This window comes from Janthinobacterium sp. BHSEK (assembly GCF_056174685.1).
The window spans coordinates 285,336-305,377 of sequence record NZ_JBWBYV010000012.1; the positions used below are offsets into that span (position 1 = coordinate 285,336).

Sequence of the window (20,042 nt, forward strand, 5' to 3'; positions counted from 1 at the left end):
AAGACCCATTGCCATGATGACCAAAGAAGATGTGACCGAACTGTTTGCCAATATCGCCGAGAACGCGCCCTGGGACCTTTCCCAGCCGCTGCTGTGGGGCTATTACTTCACCAACCCGACCTCCGAACCGCTGGAGCAGGCCGCCACCCTGCTGGCGCTGCAGGGCTACCGCCCCGTGGAACTGTACCAGCCGGAACTCGACGATCCGGCGGCACCGCCCGTGTGGGTGCTGCACGTGGAAAAGGCCGAAGTGCACGGCGTCGACAGCCTGCACGCGCGCAATGGCGAACTGATGGCATTTGCGCAGGACAAGCAACTGGCCAGCTATGACGGCATGGACGTGGGCCCCGTCGGTACGGCGGCGTAATCCGACGACATCACGCATAAAAAAACGGCGCCCGCGGGCGCCGTTCTGCATGGATCGCTGAAAACTCAGCTGAGGTTTTCCAGGCGGATCTTGGTGACCGTGCCCACCACGCTGTTCAAGGCTTCCATCTTCTCGATGGCGGCCGTGACGTTCTTCTCCTGCGTCTGGTGCGTCAGCATGATGATGTCCGTATGCGTCTCGCCCTCGGCCGGCTCTTTTTGCAGCATGGCGTCGATCGAGATGCCGCGTTCGGCCAGGATGCGCGTCAGGTCGGCCAGCACGCCCGGCTGGTCGGCCACGTGCATGCGCAGGTAGTAGCTGGTGGTGATTTCCGACATCGGCAAGATCGCGATATCGGTCATCGCGTTCGGCTGGAACGCCAGGTGCGGCACGCGGTGTTCCGGATCGGCCGTGGCCAGGCGGGTGATGTCGACCAGGTCGGCGATCACCGACGAAGCGGTCGGCTCGGCGCCCGCGCCGCGGCCCGAGTACAGGCTGGCGCCGACGGCGTCGCCATGCACCAGCACCGCGTTCATGGCGCCTTCCACGTTGGCGATCAGGCGCTTGGCCGGGATCAGGGTCGGATGCACGCGCAGCTCGATGCCTTCCACGCCGTTGACGGTGGCGCGCTTGGTGATGCCCAGCAGCTTGATGCGGTAGCCCAGCTGCTCGGCATAGCGGATGTCGACGGCATTGAGGTTGCTGATGCCTTCCACGTAGGCCTTGTCGAACTGCACCGGGATGCCGAAGGCGATGGCCGACATGATGGTGGCCTTGTGCGCGGCGTCCACGCCTTCGATGTCGAACGTGGGGTCGGCTTCCGCGTAGCCGAGTTCCTGCGCCTGTTTCAGCACGGTGGCGAAATCGAGGCCCTTGTCACGCATTTCGGACAGGATGAAATTGGTGGTGCCGTTGATGATGCCGGCGATCCATTCGATGCGGTTGGCCGTCAAGCCTTCGCGCAGCGCCTTGATGATGGGGATGCCGCCGGCGACGGCCGCCTCGAAGGCCACCATCACGCCCTTGTCCTGGGCGGCGGCGAAGATTTCGTTGCCGTGCACGGCCAGCAGGGCCTTGTTGGCCGTGACCACGTGCTTGCCGTTGGCGATGGCCTGCATCACCAGGGTTTTCGACAGGTCGTAGCCGCCGATCAGTTCGACGACGATGTCGATCTCGGGATCGTTGACGATCAGGTAGGGATCATTGACGACCTTGCAGCCGCCGGCGACCAGCGCTTCGGCGCGCGCCACGTCGCGCACGGCGACGGCGACGACGTCAATGCCGCGGCCCGCGCGGCGCTTGATTTCTTCCTGGTTGCGTTTCAGGACGCTGAACGTGCCGTAACCGACATTGCCCAGGCCCAGCAGGCCGATCTTGATGGATTTCATAGTTGTGCTTGACTGCTCATAAGTGGCGCCCCCTTGGGCGGCGCCAGGTTGATCGAGATTGCTGCTGCTGGCTTTCAGCCCCGGCCGTGACGCTTGCGATAGCCTTCGAGGAAGCGCGCAATGCGCCCCATGGCCTCGGTCAGGTCATCGGAGTTGGGCAGGAAGACGACGCGGAAATGGTCGGGCGCGATCCAGTTGAAGCCCGTGCCCTGCACGATCAGGACCTTGGCTTCGGCCAGTAATTCATAGGCAAACTGCTGGTCGTCGGCGATCGGGTAGATCTCCGGGTCCAGGCGCGGGAACATGTACAGCGCGGCCTTCGGCTTGACACAGGTGACGCCCGGAATGTCGGTCAGCAGCTTGTGCGCCAGATCGCGCTGTTTCAACAGGCGCCCGCCGGGCCCCACCAGGTCTTGTATGCTCTGGTAGCCGCCTAGCGCCGTCTGGATGGCAAACTGCCCCGGCGCGTTGGCGCATAGCCGCATCGAGGCCAGCATGTTGAGGCCCTCGATGTAATCTTTGGCGTGACGCTTTTCGCCCGAAACCACCATCCAGCCGGAACGGTAGCCGCAGGAGCGGTAATTCTTCGACAGGCCGTTCATGGTAATGAACAGCACGTCGTCGGCCAGCGAGGCGATCGACACGTGCTCGGCTTCGTCGTACAGCACCTTGTCGTAGATCTCGTCGGCGAAAATGATCAATTGATGCTGGCGCGCCAGTTCGACGATCTGCTGCAGCACGGAAACCGGGTACAGCGCGCCGGTGGGATTGTTCGGGTTGATGACGACGATGGCCTTGGTCTGCGGCGTGATCTTGCGGCGCATGTCCTCGATGTCGGGATACCATTCGTTCTGCTCGTCGCACACATAATGCACGGGATTGCCGCCCGACAGGCTGACGGCGGCCGTCCACAGCGGGTAATCGGGCGCCGGCACCAGCACTTCGTCGCCACTGTTGAGCAGGGCGTTCATCGACATGACGATCAGTTCGGAAGCGCCATTGCCCAGGTAAATGTCATCAATGGTCACGCCGGCGATATTCTTGCCTTGCGTGTAGTGCATGACGGCCTTGCGCGGCGCGAACATGCCTTTCGAGTCCGTATAGCCGGCCGCGTTCTGCAGATTGAGCATCATGTCGCGCACGATCTCGTCGGGCGGATCGAAGCCGAATACGGCCAGGTTGCCGATATTGAGCTTGGTGATCTTGTGGCCTTCTTCTTCCATTTGCCTGGATTTTTCCAGGACCGGGCCGCGGATGTCGTAGCAGACGTCCGCCAATTTATTCGATTTCTGAATCGGTCGCAAAATAAATCCCTGTCGTGATGCGGCGCGGAGACTTGAGCTTGCAGCGTGGCCGCCGCGCCAGAACTATGAACCCGTGAAACTGCGATGCGAAAGACTGCAAGGCGAAAACAACCATTCTCGCCGAAAACAGGCCATTTTATCAAATTAAACATGGCGAACTGCAGCATTTGACGCCGATTCTGCCACGCCGGCGCATCGGGAAGCCCATCCGGCGGCCGCCATCTTCATCTTCCCTTAATCTTGCGCCATTACCATGGCGCAGGCAGGCAGCGTCACTGTGGCGCCGAACATTGCAATTTGGAAAGGATGTTGCTTTTCAGTCGCTCTTTTCTGTCATTTATGGCATGCTTACGCCCTTGGCCGCGGCACCCAGTTTGGCCGCGCGCGCACCGATCAACCGACACGACCAGCCCCGATATCGCCATGAAACTCCACGCCAGCAGCACCCAACAATACCAGACTGTCACCGGCTATGACGAAAACGGCGTCGAGATCAATGCCCAGCCCTACAACTACAGCCTGATCGTCATGCCGGAAATGGCGCCACGCGCGTGGGAAGTGGACAGTTTCGAACAATTGAACGAGGCGCATTTCGCGCAGATCCTGGCCGATGCGCCCGACGTGGTCATCCTCGGCACGGGCGAGCGCCAGCGCTTCGTGCACCCGAAGCTGACGGCCGCGCTGACCATGCGCCGCATCGGCGTCGAATGCATGGATAGCCAGGCCGCCTGCCGCACCTACAATATCCTCATGGGCGAAGGCCGCAAGGTCACCCTGGCCCTGATCCTGGCCCCGGCCGCAGGCAAGGCCGCAGGCAAGGCCGCATGAAAATCAATGTCAACGAACTGCACTCGTCGCGGGTGCTGATGTGGTCCCTGCTGGGCATCTTCATCGTCGTCACCCTGTATGCGCTGGGCGTGCGCACCCTGGTGCCGCCCGACGAGGGCCGCTACGCCGAAATGGCGCGCGAAATGTTCGTCACGGGCGACTGGATCACCACGCGCCTGAACGGCATCAAGTACTTTGAAAAGCCGCCGCTGCAAACCTGGATGAATGCGCTGACTTTCGCCGCCTTCGGCCTGGGCGAGTGGCAGGCGCGCCTGTGGACTGGCCTGTGCGGCATCATCGGCGTATGCATGACGGCCTATGCGGGCAAGAAGGTCTTCGGCCCCCGCGTGGGCCTGTATGCGGGCCTGGTGCTGGCGTCGAGCCTGTTCTGGCTCGCTTCCGGGCAGATCAATTCGCTGGACATGGGCCTGTCGGGCATGATGACGATTACCCTGGGCAGCCTGCTGATCGCCCAGCGCGACGACGCCACGGCGACGGAGCGGCGCAACTGGATGCTGGCCTGCTGGGCCGGCATGGCGCTGGCCGTGCTGGCCAAGGGCCTGATCGGCATCGTGCTGCCGGGCGCCGTGCTGGTGCTGTATTCGCTGTGCGCGCGCGACTGGCGCATCTGGACGCGTTTGCACCTGGTCAAGGGCTTGCTGGTCTTTTTCGCCATCGCCGCGCCCTGGTTCGTGCTGGTGGCCCTGCGCAATCCGGAGCAGCCGCATTTCTTCTTCATCCACGAGCATTTCCAGCGCTTCCTGATGAAGGGGCACAAGCGCGAAGGCGCCTGGTACTATTTCCTCGTGCTGCTCATTCCCGGCATCCTGCCCTGGATAGGCGTGTTGCCGCAAAGCCTGGCCGCCGCCTTCCAGCGCCAGCCGGGCGCCTTCCAGCCGCGCTTGATGCTGCTGGTCTGGGCCGTCTTCATTTTCTTCTTCTTCAGCTATTCGACCTCGAAGCTGCCCGGCTATATCGTGCCGATCTTCCCGGCGCTGGCCTTGCTGGTGGCGCTGTACCTGGAATCGGCATCGCGCCGCCAGCGCCTGTTCGCCGCCGGCCTGCTGTGCGTGCTGGGCGCGGCCATCCTGATCGGCGGGCCGATCGCCTTCGGCAAGGCCAGCGCGCGCGATCCGGCGGCACTGATCGCATTGAAAGGCTACCAGCCATGGCTGATGGCGGCCGGCTTCTTCGCCCTGGCCGGCGGCGCCCTGGCCCTGCTGCATGCGCGCCAGCTGCGCCGCGACATGACCGTGCTGACGATCGCCGGCGCCGGCTTCCTGGCCACGCACTGCATCCTGGCCGGCTCCGAACTGTATGGCCAGAACCGCGCGGGCAGCGACATGCTGCCGCAGATCCAGGCCGAACTGAAGGCCGATACCAAGCTCTATTCGGTCGGCATCTATGAACAGTCGCTGACGTATTACCTGCAGCGGCCCGTGATCCTCGTCGATTACTGGGATGAATTCACGTTTGGCCTGAAACAGCAGCCGGAACTGTCGATCCCGACCATCGAGCCGTTCATCACGCAGTGGACGAACGATGCCAACGCCGGCGTGCACGACATGGCAATTATCAGCCTGAACCGTTACAAGGAATTGCAACAGCGTGGCGTGCCCATGCGCGTCATTGCCGAGGATGCGCGCCGCATGGTCATTGCCAACAAATAGATGGAGAACCGGGGCGCGAAGCAGCACGGATCGCGCCCCCGGCCGGCTTGCCCCGCCCCGCAGCGGCAGGATTTTTCACCGCCGAGGGGGCCGCGCCGCCCTATGAACGATATAAAATAGCCATGCCTGCCGGCGGTGTTTGACCGCACCGGCAGCCTCGGCGACACCGACACCCGACACCATACCGACCCAAGAACCGCGCCCCATGACCTCTACCCTGCCCTTTTTGCCTTTTTCCAAACCCACCATCGATGAAGCGACCATCGCCGCCGTCGGCGAGGTGCTGCGCTCGGGCTGGATCACCAGCGGCCCGAAGGTGCAAGCCTTCGAAGCCCAGCTGTCCGAGTATTTCGGCGGGCGTCCCGTGCGCACCTTCAATTCGGGCACGTGCACCATGGAAATCGCGCTGCGCATCGCCGGCATCGGCCCCGGCGACGAAGTCATCACCACGCCCGTGTCGTGGGTCGCGACGGCGAACGTCATCATCGAAGTGGGCGCCACGCCCGTGTTTGCCGATATCGATCCCGTCACGCGGAATATCGACCTCGACAAGCTGGAAGCGGCCATCACCCCGCGGACGAAAGCCATCATCCCCGTCTACCTGTCCGGCTTGCCCGTCGACATGGACCGCCTGTACGCGATTGCCGAGAAGTACAAGCTGCGGGTCGTGGAGGACGCGGCGCAGGCGTTCGGCTCCAGCTGGAAAGGCAAGCGCATCGGCGCGTTCGGCGACTTCGTCTCGTTCAGCTTCCAGGCCAACAAGAACATCACCACGGGCGAAGGCGGCTGCCTCGTCCTGAACAACCTGGAAGAAGCGAAACTGGCCGAGAAATACCGGCTGCAGGGCGTCACGCGCAGCGGCGTGGACGGCATCGACGTCGACGTGCTGGGCGGCAAATACAACATGAGCGACATCATGGCCGCCATCGGCCTGGGCCAGTTCGCCAATATCGACGCCATCACGGCCCACCGCCGCGCGCTGGCGCGCCACTATTTCGCGCAGTTCGGCAGCGACTTCGAAGCGGCCAGCGGCGCCCGGCTGCCCGTGCAGGACTTTGAAAACAGCAACTGGCACTTGTTCCAGATCATCCTGCCCGACAACGGCCCCGGCACACGCGCCGCGTTCATGCAGGCCATGGCGCAGCAAAACGTGGGAACGGGCTATCATTACGCACCGATCCACCTGTTTACCATGTACCGCGAACGCGGCTTTACCGAAGGTATGTTCCCCGTCTCGGAACAGATCGGCCGCCTGACCGTGACCTTGCCGATGTTCTACGCCATGACGACACAGGACGTGGAACGCGCCGTCGCCACCGTCAAATCCATTCTCATCAAGTGAGCAGCGCGCCGATGAAACCTGAACTGTCCATTATCATTCCGATCTACAACGAACAGGATGGCCTGGCCAGCCTGTTCGCCCGCCTGTATCCGGCCCTCGACGCCTTGCAGACGAGCTACGAGATCATCTTCATCAATGATGGCAGCCGCGACAATTCGGTGGCCATCCTGGCGGAACAGTTCCGCCAGCGCCCCGACGTCACGCGCGTCGTCTTATTCAACGGCAATTATGGCCAGCATATGGCCATCCTGGCCGGCTTTGAAGCTTCGCGCGGGCAGATCATGGTCACGCTCGACGCCGACCTGCAGAACCCGCCCGAAGAAATCGGCAACCTGGTGGCAAAGATGCGCGAAGGCTACGATTATGTGGGCTCGATCCGGCGCAAGCGGCAAGATTCCGCCTGGCGCACCCTGGCCTCGAAGATGATGAACCGCCTGCGCGAGCGCATCACCAACATCAAGATCACGGACCAGGGCAACATGCTGCGCGCGTATGGCCGCAATGTGATCGACCTGGTCAACCAGTGCGCCGAGGTCAACACCTTCGTCCCCGCCCTCGCCTACACGTTTGCCCGCAAGCCGACGGAAATCACCGTCGAACACGAGGAACGGGCCGCCGGCGAGTCGAAATACTCGCTGTACAGCCTGATCCGCCTCAATTTCGACCTGGTCACGGGCTTTTCGCTGATTCCCCTGCAAATCTTTTCGATGCTGGGCATGCTGCTGTCGGTCAGCTCCGCCCTGCTGGTGATCTATTTGCTGGTGCGCCGCTTCCTGCTGGGCGCCGAGGCGCAAGGCGTGTTCACCCTGTTCGCCATCGCCTTCTTCCTGATGGGCGTGATCCTGTTCGGCATCGGCCTGGTGGGCGAATACGTGGGACGCATCTTCCAGCAAGTGCGTGCACGGCCCCGCTACGTGGTGCAAACCATCTTGCAGGACGGCATGACCCAGGCGGAAGCCGAGGCGCCATCGTACGTGCGCCTGGAAAAGCGCCAGGTGGGCCGCTGATGGGCGCCCCCCGCGCCGTCGTCTTCGGCTACCACAACGTGGGCGTGCGCTGCATCAAGGTGCTGCTGGCCGGCGGCGTCGATATCGCCCTGGTCGTCACGCACGAAGACAGTCCCACGGAAAACCTGTGGTTCGAATCCGTCGCCAGCCTGTGCCAGGCCGAAGGCATCCCGTACATCACGCCTTCGGACGCGCGCGCGCCCGACCTGCTGGCGCGGGTGCAGGCGGCCAGACCGGACATGCTGTTCAGCTTTTACTACCGCCACATGTTGCCCGCCAGCATTCTGGAAGTCGCGCCCGCCTACAATATGCACGGTTCGCTGCTGCCGCAGTTCCGCGGCCGCGCGCCCGTCAACTGGGCCGTGCTGCATGGCGCCACGGAGACGGGCGCCACCCTGCATGAAATGACGGTCAAGCCGGACGCCGGTGCCATCGTGGCGCAAACAGCCGTGCCCATCCTGCCCGACGACACGGCATTCGAAGTCTTCGGCAAGGTCACCGTGGCGGCGGAACAAACGCTGTGGGGCGTGCTGCCGGCCTTGCTGGACGGCACGGCGCCGCGCCAGCTCAACGATTTGCGCCAGGGCGGCTATTTTGGCGGCCGCACGCCGGAAGACGGCCGCATCGACTGGAAGTTACCCGCGCAGCAGGTGTACAACCTGCACCGGGCCGTCGCGCCTCCGTATCCCGGCGCCTTCACCGAAGTCAACAATGTTATTTACACCATCGAAAAAGCCCGTTTGAGCAAGCATTCCGCAGGAAGTTTGCCACCGGGCTTGGCGGTAGTGGATAATTGCATCTTTGGCGTCTGCGGAGACGGCCGCATGCTGGCCATTTCCGCGCTGAGGGCTGCCGGGGAGCCAATTTCGGCTCAGCAATTGCAAGCAAGTCTGACCACCCGCGTCAGCACACACTGATATCACACAAGAGAATCTCACATGAAAAAAGTCCTCATCTTAGGCGTCAACGGCTTCATCGGCCACCACCTGTCCAAGCGCATCCTGGAGACCACCGACTGGCATGTCTACGGCATGGACATGAACACGGACCGCATCACGGAATTGCTGGAAGATGATAACTACAAGTCGCGCATGCACTTCTTCGAAGGCGACATCACGATCAACAAGGAATGGGTCGAGTACCACGTCAAGAAATGCGACGTGATCCTGCCGCTGGTGGCCATCGCCACGCCATCGACCTACGTCAAGCAGCCGCTGCGCGTCTTCGAACTGGACTTCGAAGCCAACCTGCCCATCGTGCGCTCGGCCGCCAAGTACGGCAAGCACCTGGTCTTCCCGTCGACCTCCGAAGTGTACGGCATGTGCCATGACGAGGAATTCGATCCGGAAAACTCGGAACTGATCTGCGGCCCCATCAACAAGCCGCGCTGGATCTATTCGAACGCCAAGCAGCTGATGGACCGCGTGATCTGGGGCTACGGCATGGAAGGCCTGAACTTCACCCTGTTCCGTCCATTCAACTGGATCGGCGCCGGCCTCGATTCGATCCACACGCCGAAGGAAGGTTCCTCGCGCGTGGTGACGCAATTCTTCGGCCACATCGTGCGCGGCGAGAACATCTCGCTGGTGGACGGCGGCGCGCAGAAACGCGCGTTCACCTACATCGACGACGGCATCGATGCGCTGATCCGCATCATCGCCAACAAGAACGGCATCGCCAGCGGCAAGATCTACAACATTGGCAATCCGACCAATAACTATTCGATCCGCGACCTGGCCGGCATGATGCTGACGCTGGCCGCCGAATACCCGGAATACGCGGAAGGCGCGAAACACGTGAAAATCGTCGAAACGACCTCGGGCGCCTACTACGGTGCCGGCTACCAGGACGTGCAGAACCGCGTGCCGAAAATCACCAACACCTGCGAAGAGCTGGGCTGGGCGCCGACCACCACCATGGCCGATTCCCTGCGCAATATTTTCGACGCCTACCGCAGCCAGGTAGCCCAAGCCAAAGCCCTGATGGATTAATGTTGAGCAAGCCGTTCCTGACCCTGAAAATCGACGTCGATACCTATCGCGGCACCCGTGAAGGCATGGGCAATCTGGTGCGCATGCTGGCCGCGCACCAGGCCAAGGCCACCTTTCTGTTCTCGCTGGGCCCCGACCACACGGGCTGGGCCCTGCGGCGCGCCTTGAAGCCCGGCTTTTTCAGCAAGGTGTCGCGCACCTCGGTGGTCGAGCACTACGGCTTGAAAACATTGATGTATGGCACCTTGCTGCCGGGACCCGATATCGGCAAGCAATGCGCGGCGCAATTGCGCGCCGTGCGCGATGCCGGTTTCGAGTGCGGCATCCACACCTGGGATCACACCCTGTGGCAAGACAATGTGGCCAAGCGCAACGCCGCCTGGACCATCAACATGATGCGCAAGGCCGCCAACCGCTACGAGCAGGTGTTCGGTAGCAAGCCGCATACGCACGGCGCGGCCGGCTGGCAAATGAACGTCAGCGCCTTTGTCGAGCACGACATGGCCGGCTACCGCTTCGCCTCCGACGGCCGTGCCATGCTCGACGCGCGCGGCGCCATGCTGCACCCGGGCAATGGTCCGCACCGCGTGCGCAATGGCAACACCATCCTGCAATGCGTGCAATTGCCCACCACCCTGCCCACCCTGGATGAATTGCTGGGCTGCGAAATCGACGGCAAGCTGATCACGACCGGCAATGTTGCCGCGCATATATTGTCGCTGACGGCGGACAATCCCCGCGACCACGTATATACCTTGCACGCGGAACTTGAAGGACAGAAACTCGCCCCCATTTTCGAACAGCTGCTGGCTGGCTGGAAAGCCCAGGGCTACCAGTTTGCAGCGATGGGCGATTATTATGAAAAGATAAAAAATACGGACTTGCCCGTTTGCCCCATCACCTGGGATGAGTTGCCCGGGCGTTCGGGACGCCTGATTGTGCAGGGCAAAGCGGCCTGAATGCTGTATTGTTGCACCTGGATGCGTTGCCAGATTAAAAACCAGCGCTGATGATCACCGTTCAGGAGAGAACCTGTGGCTGATAGCCAATCCCTCGTTAGCATACCCGACTTTAGCGCCGCCATGACCAGCGGCAAGACCTTTCAGTTGCTGGGCCGCCCGGCCAAGGCCACGGTGCTGTTTTTCTATCCGAAGGACAACACCCCTGGTTGCACCACGGAAAACATCGCTTTCCGTGACGCGTATGCGCAATTTGCCGCCGCCGGCGTGGAAATCTACGGCATCAGCCGCGATTCCCTGCGCTCGCACGAAAGCTTCAAAGCCAAGCTGGAACTGCCGTTCGAGCTCATTTCCGACCCGGACGAAGCCGTTTGCCTGCTGTTTAACGTCATGAAGATGAAACAGATGTACGGCAAGACGGTACGCGGCGTCGAGCGCAGTACGTTTGTGATTGACGCCCAGGGCCGATTGGTGAAAGAATGGAGAGGCGTGAAGGTCGCAACTCACGTGGAAGAAGTGCTGGAATTCGTAGCGCATCTGAATTGATCGTCCATTTTGATCCAATGCGCGTTGTCGGCTTCCAGCGAGCCTGGTTCAACCGCAGTTCAGTTCACGGTACCTATCGCCATTTTGAGTCAACGAAGCGCCTCCATCCACTGCGCCAGGCGGGCCTGCAGCCCGCCGATGGCGTCCATGACCGGCCATGCTGCCGGCCTTCCGGCAGTTACTCGTCCTGTAGCATTGTTGTTCCCCCGCATCCACCCCATGAGAAGTGCCGCCAGAAGCTGGCTGCCCATGGGCGATTCATTCCAGAAATTTTTTGATTGAGATCCTGATGCCACTGCCAAAATTACCGAGCAAGCCAGCCACCATCCTGGTCACCCAAGATTACCCAAGCGCAGGCGCAGCGCGCCCGGCCACCAAAACCCCGGCAGCCAAGAAAGTGGCTGCACCTGTCATTGAAGCGGCGATCGCCGAAGTTGCCAAGCCGGTCCGCAATGCGGCCACGAAGATCAAGCAAGTGGCGGCCCTGATGGTCGCCAAGCCGGTGCCTGCGCCCGCGCCGGTTGCGGCCGCGCCTGCCGTCGTTGCCGCGCCTGGGGCGAAAGCCAAACCGGCGGCAAAAGGCAAGGTCACGCCGATCAAGCCCGTCAAGCAAGCCGAGCAACCGCATCCGGCCAAGCACAAGCCCGTCGAAGTGCAGCTCAAGTCGTCCGCCAGCCGCGCCGCCGACCAGCGCGGCCTGTCGAAACTGTTCGTGCTCGACACCAACGTGCTGATGCACGATCCATCGTCGCTGTTCCGCTTCGAGGAACACGATGTGTACCTGCCGATGATGACCCTGGAAGAGCTGGACAACCACAAAAAGGGCATGACGGAAGTGGCGCGCAATGCACGCCAGGTGTCGCGCACGCTCGACGCCCTGATCAGCAACACGGATGACGACGCCATCGAGCACGGCATCCTGCTGTCCAAGCTGGGCAACAAGGATGCCAAGGGCCGTCTGTTCTTCCAGACGCGCCTGCAAAGCGCCGACCTGCCGGCAGGCTTGCCAGTGGGCAAGGCCGACAACCAGATCCTGGCCGTCGTGCGCTCGCTCGAGTCGGAACAGGATGGCCGTCCCGTGGTGCTGGTGTCGAAAGACATCAACATGCGCATCAAGGCGCGCGCCCTGGGCTTGCCGGCCGAAGATTACTTCAACGACCATGTGCTGGAAGACACGGACTTGCTGTACTCGGGCATCGTGCAATTGCCGGACGACTTCTGGAACAAGCACGGCAAGGACATGGAATCGTGGCAGGAAAGCAAGAATGGCTACAGCTCCACCTTCTACCGCGTAACGGGCCCGTTCATTCCATCGCTGCTGGTCAACCAGTTCATCTACCTGGAACCGAAAAACGGCGAAACGCCGTTCTACGGCCAGGTGAAGCAGATCAACGGCAAGACGGCCGTACTGCAAACCCTGCGCGACTTCAGCCACACGAAGAACAATGTGTGGGGCGTGACGGCGCGCAACCGCGAGCAGAACTTCGCGTTGAACTTGCTGATGAATCCGGAATGCGATTTCGTCACCCTGCTGGGCCAGGCCGGTACCGGCAAGACCCTGCTGGCCCTGGCCGCCGGCCTGGCGCAAGTGCTGGAAACCAAGCTCTACAATGAGATCATCGTCACCCGCGTGACGGTGCCCGTCGGCGAAGATATCGGTTTCCTGCCGGGCACGGAAGAAGAAAAGATGTCGCCATGGATGGGCGCCTTCGACGACAACCTGGAAGTGCTGAACAAGTCCGACTCCGATGGCGGCGAATGGGGCCGTGCGGCAACGCAAGACCTGATCCGCTCGCGCATCAAGATCAAGTCGCTCAACTTCATGCGCGGCCGCACCTTCGTCAACAAGTTCCTCATCATCGATGAAGCGCAAAACCTGACGCCAAAACAAGTCAAGACCCTCGTCACGCGTGCCGGTCCCGGCACGAAGATCCTGTGTTTGGGCAACATCGCACAGATCGACACGCCGTACCTGACGGAAGGCTCGAGCGGCCTGACCTACGTCGTCGACCGCTTCAAGGGCTGGACCCACAGCGGCCACGTCACCCTGGCCCGCGGCGAGCGCTCGCGCCTGGCCGACCACGCCAGCGAAGTGCTGTAAATTGTCGCGGGCGGCGCCAGCTGCCCCAGTCATACAAAAGCCCCGGCTGCAGCGATGCAGGCGGGGCTTTTTTCATGTGCGCAACTTTTTCCTGCGGCATGTTCTAATACCGCTCCTTTTTTCCTGGACAACCCGCCCCATGCATCCCGCCCTGCAGTTGCTGCTCTGCCTTATTGTCTTCATGTTCCTCCACATTTCCGTCATGGCGGCCTGCGCCAGGCTGTTCGGCATCACGGTGCGCAGCGTCAGCTATGGCGTCGGCCCCACCTTGCTGACCTGGGGCAAAGTCCACCTCAAGCTGCTGCCGCTGGCCGGCAATCTGGTGCTGAAGGATACGCGCGAGGAAACTCTGTATGACGACGATCCCTGCCTTGACGCCTACAACTTCCAGCCGCTGTGGAAGCAGGCGCTGCTGCCCCTGAGCGGCGTGGCCGTGCTGCTGGCCTTGGCGCTGGGCATCATGGGAGCATCAGGCTGGGAGCGCTTTATCGCCGCCTTCGGGCACATCGTCGCTGGCGCGCTGGCGCCGTTGTCGACGGCGCAGGAATTGCTGGGTGAAGGGGAAACATTTGCCCGCACGCACGGCTTTGCGCTGGTGTTCGCCCTGTTCGCATTGAAACTGTGCGCCTTTAATCTGCTGCCGTTCGCCGGCCTGAATGGCGGTCAGGCGCTGCTGGCCATCGCACGCGGTGGCCAGCCGTATGTGGCGTGGGAAGAAACGGCAGCAAAATGGCTGTTGCTGCCGGGGCTGGCGATCATGGTGGCGTGGCTGGCGGCGTTCGGCTGGCATGGCTGGAAAAGCTTGGGCGCCTAGGCCCCTGGCGCTATTCTTATTTGCAGCCCTATTGTATGCTCGCAACATTGCATTACTCTAATGAACGCGACCGCCCAAGGAACCCGCATTTTTTCACTCGACACCTGCGGCAAGCATCTGGCCCTGTGGGCGATCCGTGCCTACCAGCGCCATCTGTCGCCCTGGAAAGGCTACTCCTGCACCTACCGCGTGCTGACAGGGCGCGGCAGCTGCTCCGCCTATGGCTGCAAGGTCATCGCGCGCCACGGCTTGCGCCCGGGACTGGCGCTGTTGCAACGGCGCCTGCGCGCCTGCGGCGAACGCCATCGCCGACACCTGGCGCTGCATCCGCAGGCGCGGCGCAGCGCGCGCCGCCAGGCCCAGGCGGGATTTTGCGATTGCGACGTGCCTTTGCTGGACTGCGCTTGCGACTGCGCCGACGTGGCCAGCCTGGCTGATTGCTCCCGGCCGGGCCGCGGCAAGAACCCGACGTGGTTCCGCAACGACTATACAGCCAGTGCCGCACTGAAACGGCAGCAGGAAGAACACCGCAAGAAGATCAGGCAGCGACAGGATACGGATAGTTAAATTCACACAATAAATTACAAATGAAATATTCATTCATGAAATGAATAATACCCATTATCACTGTGAATTGGCTGGAAACGGATCGGCGGCCTATACTTAAACCGTCTTCCCTACACTGTTTCCCATGCACACCCAGCTCAGCCCGCACGCACCGCGGGCTTTTTGTTCCCGGCACTTGCCACTGCGTCTTTCTTCTTTTACCCATCACCGGGCGCGCCGTTCCCCGCCAGCCCAGCTCCCGCCAGGGAGACCAGCATGATCGTGCGCGAGCGCCCATCGGCGCTACGGCTGTTCCTCGTCGTGCGCGGCTCCGTCCTGCCGCGCATCCGCACCACGCTCATCGTCAATACCCTGATCGCCTCCCTCGTCACGTGGTGCCACGGCACCTTGTTCGACCACAAGGTGATCCTCACCACCATCCCGTTTACCCTGATCGGCTTGCCGTTGGCCATCTTCCTGGGCTTTCGCAACACGGCCGCCTACGACCGCTACTGGGAAGCGCGCAAGCTGTGGGGCGAACTGGTGTTGCGCAGCCGTAATTTCTCGCGCCAGTGCCAGACGATGATACGCGGCGACACGCCGGCCCACGCCAGGCTGGGCCTGGACGATGTGCGCGTGCGCATGATTTACCGCGCCATCGCCTTTTGCCACGCCCTGCGTCACCAGTTGCGCGACACGCGCGGACCGGCCGACTTGCAGCCGCTGCTGCGCCCGGCAGAATGGGAAGCGGCTTGCCAGGCATCGAATCCATCCGACTACCTGATGCTGCAGATGGGCCACGACCTGGCCGACTGCGTCCGGCAGGGCCGCATCGACAGCATCCTCACCGCACAGATCGATAGCACGGTCTCGGCCATGGTAGCGGCAGGCGCTTCGTGCGAACGCATCCGCAGCACGCCGATTCCGTTTTCGTACTCGCTGCTGCTGCACCGGACAGCCTATCTGTACTGCTTCCTGCTGCCCTTCGGCCTGGTCGACTCGCTCGGCTTCATGACGCCATTCGTCGTCGCCATCGTCGCCTACACCTTCTTCGGCCTCGATGCCTTGGGCGACGAGATCGAGGAGCCGTTCGGCGAAGATGCCAACGATCTGCCGCTGTCGGCCATGTGCCGCGCCATCGAAATCAGCTTGCGCGAATCCTTGCAGGATGAGAACGTGCCGCCGCCCATGCAAGCGGACGATTTCCTGCTGAATTGATGCGCACGCCAGCTTTCCCCTTGACCTTACCATCGGGGGAAGGCTTACAGTGGACGCACCTAATCATTCAAGGAGTGCTTGTCATGTATCAGTTACAAGTTGAAAACATGAGCTGCGGCCATTGCGTCGGCTCGGTCACGAAAGCGGTGCAAGCCATCGATCCGCAAGCCCAGGTGCAGATCGACCTGGCCAGCAAGCGCGTCACGGTGGAATCGCCAGCAGAACTGGGCGCCATCAGCGCCGCCATCGTCGAGGCGGGCTACCCCGTTACCAGCGCGCAATAAATGGCACGCAAAGCGACATGCACAACAGCCGGCCATTGCGCCGGCTGTTTTCTTATCCGTCCAGTTCCGGGTAATGGCGGAAGATGCCTTCCTGATTGAACGCGATCCTGCGCTTCGACCGCAGGTAGCGGGCGATGTTCGGCCGCGCCGCCACCGTATCGTGCAACTCGGACAGGAAGGGATAGCCGGGCGCCAGGCGCGCCATGGCTTGCGGAAACGCATAACGCAAGCCGGCCAGCATCTGGAACAGCGACAGGTCGCCATACGTGAGCCTTGCGCCCACCAGATAATGACCGCGGCTGCGATTATTCAGCAGGACCTGGGTGAAATAATCGAGGAATTTCGGCAGGCGCGTGCTGCGAAAATCCGCGCCGCGCAGCAGGGCCGCCTGTTTTTGTTCCTCATAATATTGATTCATCGACAACGGATGGTGCGTGTCGTGCACTTCCGTCAGCCAGTCGGCCATGGTCAGTTGCAGCTGGTTCAGCCATAAACGGCCGCTTTCCGCGCGCGGCGCCAGGCCCAGGCGGCGGCCCAGGTAGAGCAGGATATTCGTGGTCTGGCCGATCAGCAAGTCGCCGTCGCGCAGCACGGGCGGCGCATAGGCCGCATGCGGCGTGCTGCCGCCGTCGAGGCAGGCCAGCATGGCGGATAGTCCCTGTCCCTGGCGCTCAGGCAAGCGGGCGATATCGCGGTAGTCGGCGCCCGCCTCTTCCAGGGCCAGGCGGATGAATTCGCCCCGTCCCTGTATCGTGGGCCAATAATACAGTTCATACGCCATAGAGCCTCCGTTGATTTACCTCAATGGCAGCAAGCCTTCGCTTCCGTGTCGCCGGCCAGCCCCAGGCTTTGCAAGATGGGGCAATCGGGTTTGTCGTCACCGTGGCACGATTGCGCCAGGTGGGCCAGGGTATCGCGCATTTCCGTCAATTCGGCGATGCGCTTGTTGAGCTCGGCGACGTGGGCCAGGGCGATGCCCTTCACGTCCGCGCTGGCGCGCTGGTCGTTTTGCCACAGCGACAGCAGTTCGCGGATCTGTTCCAGCGAAAAGCCCAGCCCCCGCCCGCGCTTGATAAAACGCAAGGCATGCAAGTCGTTCGGCGTGTAGATGCGGTAGCCGGCGTCGCTGCGCGCGCTGGGTTTTAGCAATGAAATACTCTCGTAGTAGCGTATCATTTTTGCCGATACGCCCGTCTCGCTTGCCGCCTGGCCGATATTCATCCTATGACTCCTTGATATGCGCGCTGCCTGCATGACTGCGCGCTGTCCAGCGGCGCAGCAACAGGGCATTGCTGATCACGCTGACGGAACTGAAGGCCATCGCCGCGCCCGCCACCATGGGGTTGAGCAAGCCGAAGGCGGCCAGCGGAATGCCGATCAGGTTATAAATGAAGGCCCAGAACAGATTCTGCCGTATCTTGCTGTAGGTGCGGCGCGAGATATCGATGGCGTCCGCCACCAGGGCCGGGTCGCCGCGCATCAGGGTGATGCCGGCCGCATGCATGGCCACGTCCGTGCCCGTCGACATGGCGATGCCCACGTCCGCGGCAGCCAGCGCGGGCGCATCGTTGATGCCGTCGCCCACCATGGCCACTTTCGCGCCCTCGCCTTTCAGTGCCGTGATTTTAGCGGTTTTATCGGCCGGCAGCATTTTCGCCGCCACCGTGTCGATGCCCAGCAGCTTGCCGACGGCGTCGGCGCTGCCCTGGTTGTCCCCGGTCAGCATCACCGTGCGGATGCCCAGGCTGTGCAGATGGGCAATGGCCGCCTGCGCGTTCGGCTTGACCTGGTCGCTGAAGGCGAACAGGCCCAGCAGCTCCGATCCCGAAGCCAGCCACGAGATCGTGTTGCCCGTGTTTTCCAGCGACAAGGCCTGTGCCGCCAGCGGCGTCATGTCCACGTTTAACTCCTGCATCAGCCGCGTGCTGCCCAGTTTCAGGTCCAGGCCGTCGACATTCGCCGCCAGCCCGCGGCCCGGCAAGGCCGACAGGGCCGTGGCGGGCAAGGGCTCGATGTGGCGCGCGCCTGCCGCATCCAGCACGGCCGTAGCCAGGCTGTGCTCGCTGCCACGCTGGATGCTGGCCGCCAGCTGCAACAGCCGTGCATCGTCGATGCCGTGCGCATGCAGGGCCGCCAGGGCAGGCTTACCCACCGTCAGGGTGCCCGTTTTGTCGAACACGACGGTATTGACGGCGTGCGCCACTTCCAGCGCTTCCGCATCCTTGATCAGGATGCCGTAGCGGGCGGCCACGCCCGTGCCGGCCATGATGGCCGTCGGCGTAGCCAGGCCCAGCGCGCAGGGGCAGGCGATGACCAGCACGGCCACGGCATTGATGATGGCGTTTTCCAGCTCGCCTGTGGCGAACCACCAGCCCAGCATGGTCAGCAGCGCCAGCAACAGCACCACGGGAACAAAGATCGCGCTGACCTTGTCGACCAGATGCTGGATCGGCGCCTTGGCCGCCTGCGCATCTTCGACCAGGCGGATGATGCGCGACAGGGTCGTCTCGCCGCCCACCGCTTGCGTGCGCACCAGCAACAGGCCATCCGCATTGATGGCGCCGCCCGTCACCTTGTCGCCCGGATGCTTATCGACCGGCAAGCTTTCACCCGTGATCAGCGATTCGTTGACCTGGCTTGCGCCTTCCACCACCACGCCATCGACGGCCACCCGCTCGCCGGGGCGGATCACCACCAGGTCGCCCACGTTTACCTGTGCCACGGGCAAGTCGATCTCGACGCCGTCGCGACGCACGCGGGCCGATTCCGGACGCAAGACCTGCAGCGCGCGGATGGCCGAGGCCGTCTGCCGCTTGGCGCGGCTTTCCAGCCATTTGCCCAGCAGCACCAGCGTAATGACGACGGCCGATGCCTCGAAGTACAAATGCGGCAGCATCTCGCCCGCCGTCAGCCATTGATAGACGGACAAGCCATACGCGGCGCTCGTGCCCAGCGCCACCAGCAGATCCATATTGCCGCTGCCGGCACGGGCCGCCTTCCAGCCCGCCTTGTAGAACCGGGCGCCAAAATAAAACTGCACGGGCGTGGCCAGCGCGAATTGCACAGCGCCGGGCAGCATCAGATGGATGCCGGCCCACTCGAGCAGCATGGGCAGCATCAATGGGAAAGCCAGCACGGCCGCGAACGCCACTTTCATGCCGTCGCGGTTGGGCGCCACAACGGGCGCGCTGGCCTGGCTGGCGGCAGGAGCCTTGGCCTCGTAGCCGGCCTTGTCGATGGCGGCGATCAGGGTGGCGGCATCCGCGCCGCCCGTGACCTTGATGCGCGCGCTTTCCGTGGCCAGGTTGACGCTGGCGGCCAGCACGCCGGGCACCTTCAGCAGGGCTTTTTCCACCCGGCCCACGCAAGAGGCGCACGTCATGCCGGCGATGTTCAGGTCGATCTCGCGCTGCGCCACCGTGTAGCCGGCCTTTTCCACGGCTGCCTGCAAGGTGGCCAGGGGAATCGGCGTATCGGAACTGATTTTGGCCACTTCCGTGGCAAGGTTGACGCTGGCCTGGGTCACGCCCGGCACGGCGGCCAGGGCTTTTTCCACGCGGCCCACGCACGAGGCGCAGCTCATGCCTTCGATGGCCAGCGCCTGCGCGTGCGCGGCGGCGGGAGGGGAAGCGGCGGGAGCGAGTGCACTCTGATTCATGGCAGATCCTGTACGAAAG

The 20,042-nt window shown here is 62.7% G+C and carries 19 protein-coding genes; 14 read left to right on the forward strand and 5 right to left on the reverse strand.

Annotation, left to right across the window (positions count from 1 at the left end; translation table 11 throughout):
- Window positions 1–13: 13 nt before the first annotated feature.
- Window positions 14–367, forward strand: coding sequence for a ribonuclease E inhibitor RraB (locus AC0V2Y_RS05960; RefSeq protein ID WP_475415549.1), 354 nt, complete (start codon window positions 14–16; stop codon window positions 365–367).
- A gap of 65 nt (window positions 368–432) precedes the next feature.
- Here the strand turns inward: AC0V2Y_RS05960 and AC0V2Y_RS05965 are convergent, their stop codons facing one another.
- Both AC0V2Y_RS05965 and AC0V2Y_RS05970 read right to left on the reverse strand, forming a co-directional pair.
- Window positions 433–1,755 carry a homoserine dehydrogenase gene (locus AC0V2Y_RS05965; protein ID WP_070219142.1) on the reverse strand — a complete coding sequence of 441 codons (1,323 nt, stop codon included), beginning with the start codon at window positions 1,753–1,755 and terminating at the stop codon, window positions 433–435.
- Window positions 1,756–1,829: 74 nt separating this feature from the next.
- Window positions 1,830–3,059 carry a pyridoxal phosphate-dependent aminotransferase gene (locus tag AC0V2Y_RS05970; protein WP_100873950.1) on the reverse strand — a complete coding sequence of 410 codons (1,230 nt, stop codon included), beginning with the start codon at window positions 3,057–3,059 and terminating at the stop codon, window positions 1,830–1,832.
- Between the two features lie 423 nt (window positions 3,060–3,482).
- Here AC0V2Y_RS05970 and AC0V2Y_RS05975 point away from each other — a divergent pair, with 423 nt between their 5' ends.
- The 13 genes from AC0V2Y_RS05975 (at window position 3,483) to AC0V2Y_RS06035 (ending at window position 16,365) form a co-directional block, all read left to right on the forward strand.
- Window positions 3,483–3,887, forward strand: a complete 405-nt coding sequence (locus AC0V2Y_RS05975; RefSeq protein WP_475415550.1) for an Mth938-like domain-containing protein — start codon at window positions 3,483–3,485, stop codon at window positions 3,885–3,887.
- A complete protein-coding gene (locus AC0V2Y_RS05980) occupies window positions 3,884–5,557 on the forward strand; it encodes a glycosyltransferase family 39 protein (protein ID WP_475415551.1) in 1,674 nt (557 codons plus the stop codon). The genes AC0V2Y_RS05975 and AC0V2Y_RS05980 overlap by 4 nt, the downstream gene beginning before the upstream one ends.
- Window positions 5,558–5,762: 205 nt before the next feature.
- Window positions 5,763–6,899 (forward strand): DegT/DnrJ/EryC1/StrS family aminotransferase, encoded by a 1,137-nt coding sequence (locus AC0V2Y_RS05985; protein WP_475415552.1) that lies wholly within the window; start codon window positions 5,763–5,765, stop codon window positions 6,897–6,899.
- Between the two features lie 11 nt (window positions 6,900–6,910).
- Window positions 6,911–7,906, forward strand: a complete 996-nt coding sequence (locus AC0V2Y_RS05990) for a glycosyltransferase (RefSeq protein WP_326456826.1) — start codon at window positions 6,911–6,913, stop codon at window positions 7,904–7,906.
- Window positions 7,906–8,823, forward strand: coding sequence for a formyltransferase (locus AC0V2Y_RS05995; protein WP_475415553.1), 918 nt, complete (start codon window positions 7,906–7,908; stop codon window positions 8,821–8,823). Before AC0V2Y_RS05990 ends, AC0V2Y_RS05995 begins: the two co-directional genes overlap by 1 nt.
- A gap of 21 nt (window positions 8,824–8,844) precedes the next feature.
- The gene (locus AC0V2Y_RS06000) at window positions 8,845–9,897 is read left to right on the forward strand and encodes a bifunctional UDP-4-keto-pentose/UDP-xylose synthase (protein WP_070290550.1); all 1,053 of its coding nucleotides are present in this window, start codon (window positions 8,845–8,847) and stop codon (window positions 9,895–9,897) included.
- Window positions 9,897–10,856, forward strand: coding sequence for a polysaccharide deacetylase family protein (locus tag AC0V2Y_RS06005; protein WP_475415554.1), 960 nt, complete (start codon window positions 9,897–9,899; stop codon window positions 10,854–10,856). Before AC0V2Y_RS06000 ends, AC0V2Y_RS06005 begins: the two co-directional genes overlap by 1 nt.
- 75 nt (window positions 10,857–10,931) lie before the next feature.
- Complete coding sequence (locus tag AC0V2Y_RS06010; RefSeq protein ID WP_475415555.1) at window positions 10,932–11,402, forward strand: peroxiredoxin; 471 nt, start codon at window positions 10,932–10,934, stop codon at window positions 11,400–11,402.
- 289 nt (window positions 11,403–11,691) lie between these two features.
- On the forward strand, window positions 11,692–13,503 hold the full coding sequence (locus AC0V2Y_RS06015) for a PhoH family protein (RefSeq protein WP_475415556.1): 1,812 nt from the start codon (window positions 11,692–11,694) through the stop codon (window positions 13,501–13,503).
- Between the two features lie 139 nt (window positions 13,504–13,642).
- Window positions 13,643–14,317, forward strand: coding sequence for a site-2 protease family protein (locus AC0V2Y_RS06020; protein ID WP_475415557.1), 675 nt, complete (start codon window positions 13,643–13,645; stop codon window positions 14,315–14,317).
- 60 nt (window positions 14,318–14,377) lie between these two features.
- Window positions 14,378–14,884: a membrane protein insertion efficiency factor YidD gene (gene yidD / locus AC0V2Y_RS06025; RefSeq protein ID WP_475415558.1), complete on the forward strand. Its 507-nt coding sequence runs from the start codon at window positions 14,378–14,380 to the stop codon at window positions 14,882–14,884.
- A 255-nt stretch (window positions 14,885–15,139) separates the two neighbouring features.
- Entirely contained in the window at window positions 15,140–16,081 is a 942-nt protein-coding gene (locus tag AC0V2Y_RS06030) for a bestrophin family protein (protein WP_475415559.1), read from the forward strand.
- Window positions 16,082–16,164: 83 nt separating this feature from the next.
- Window positions 16,165–16,365, forward strand: coding sequence for a heavy-metal-associated domain-containing protein (locus AC0V2Y_RS06035; RefSeq protein ID WP_070219128.1), 201 nt, complete (start codon window positions 16,165–16,167; stop codon window positions 16,363–16,365).
- A gap of 52 nt (window positions 16,366–16,417) precedes the next feature.
- Here AC0V2Y_RS06035 and AC0V2Y_RS06040 read toward each other — a convergent pair whose 3' ends face one another.
- From AC0V2Y_RS06040 to AC0V2Y_RS06050, 3 genes are read right to left on the reverse strand one after another with little or no spacing between them, the layout of a single operon-like run.
- The gene (locus tag AC0V2Y_RS06040) at window positions 16,418–17,146 is read right to left on the reverse strand and encodes a glutathione S-transferase (RefSeq protein WP_475415560.1); all 729 of its coding nucleotides are present in this window, start codon (window positions 17,144–17,146) and stop codon (window positions 16,418–16,420) included.
- Between the two features lie 20 nt (window positions 17,147–17,166).
- Window positions 17,167–17,586: a Cu(I)-responsive transcriptional regulator gene (gene cueR, locus AC0V2Y_RS06045; RefSeq protein WP_475415561.1), complete on the reverse strand. Its 420-nt coding sequence runs from the start codon at window positions 17,584–17,586 to the stop codon at window positions 17,167–17,169.
- 1 nt (window position 17,587) lies between these two features.
- On the reverse strand, window positions 17,588–20,023 hold the full coding sequence (locus AC0V2Y_RS06050; RefSeq protein ID WP_475415562.1) for a heavy metal translocating P-type ATPase: 2,436 nt from the start codon (window positions 20,021–20,023) through the stop codon (window positions 17,588–17,590).
- Window positions 20,024–20,042 lie beyond the last annotated feature (19 nt).

Bases quoted from the DNA above. Each gene is read 5' to 3' on its own strand.
- cueR (WP_475415561.1), bottom strand. From the start codon at position 17,586: ATGAATATCGGCCAGGCGGCAAGCGAGACGGGCGTATCGGCAAAAATG.
- AC0V2Y_RS05975 (WP_475415550.1), top strand. From the start codon at position 3,483: ATGAAACTCCACGCCAGCAGCACCCAACAATACCAGACTGTCACCGGC.
- AC0V2Y_RS06005 (WP_475415554.1), top strand. From the start codon at position 9,897: ATGTTGAGCAAGCCGTTCCTGACCCTGAAAATCGACGTCGATACCTAT.
- AC0V2Y_RS05990 (WP_326456826.1), top strand. From the start codon at position 6,911: ATGAAACCTGAACTGTCCATTATCATTCCGATCTACAACGAACAGGAT.
- AC0V2Y_RS06030 (WP_475415559.1), top strand. From the start codon at position 15,140: ATGATCGTGCGCGAGCGCCCATCGGCGCTACGGCTGTTCCTCGTCGTG.
- yidD (WP_475415558.1), top strand. From the start codon at position 14,378: ATGAACGCGACCGCCCAAGGAACCCGCATTTTTTCACTCGACACCTGC.
- AC0V2Y_RS06020 (WP_475415557.1), top strand. From the start codon at position 13,643: ATGCATCCCGCCCTGCAGTTGCTGCTCTGCCTTATTGTCTTCATGTTC.
- AC0V2Y_RS06015 (WP_475415556.1), top strand. From the start codon at position 11,692: ATGCCACTGCCAAAATTACCGAGCAAGCCAGCCACCATCCTGGTCACC.
- AC0V2Y_RS06000 (WP_070290550.1), top strand. From the start codon at position 8,845: ATGAAAAAAGTCCTCATCTTAGGCGTCAACGGCTTCATCGGCCACCAC.
- AC0V2Y_RS06050 (WP_475415562.1), bottom strand. From the start codon at position 20,023: ATGAATCAGAGTGCACTCGCTCCCGCCGCTTCCCCTCCCGCCGCCGCG.
- AC0V2Y_RS05985 (WP_475415552.1), top strand. From the start codon at position 5,763: ATGACCTCTACCCTGCCCTTTTTGCCTTTTTCCAAACCCACCATCGAT.
- AC0V2Y_RS05980 (WP_475415551.1), top strand. From the start codon at position 3,884: ATGAAAATCAATGTCAACGAACTGCACTCGTCGCGGGTGCTGATGTGG.
- AC0V2Y_RS05960 (WP_475415549.1), top strand. From the start codon at position 14: ATGATGACCAAAGAAGATGTGACCGAACTGTTTGCCAATATCGCCGAG.
- AC0V2Y_RS06035 (WP_070219128.1), top strand. From the start codon at position 16,165: ATGTATCAGTTACAAGTTGAAAACATGAGCTGCGGCCATTGCGTCGGC.
- AC0V2Y_RS05965 (WP_070219142.1), bottom strand. From the start codon at position 1,755: ATGAAATCCATCAAGATCGGCCTGCTGGGCCTGGGCAATGTCGGTTAC.
- AC0V2Y_RS05995 (WP_475415553.1), top strand. From the start codon at position 7,906: ATGGGCGCCCCCCGCGCCGTCGTCTTCGGCTACCACAACGTGGGCGTG.
- AC0V2Y_RS06040 (WP_475415560.1), bottom strand. From the start codon at position 17,146: ATGGCGTATGAACTGTATTATTGGCCCACGATACAGGGACGGGGCGAA.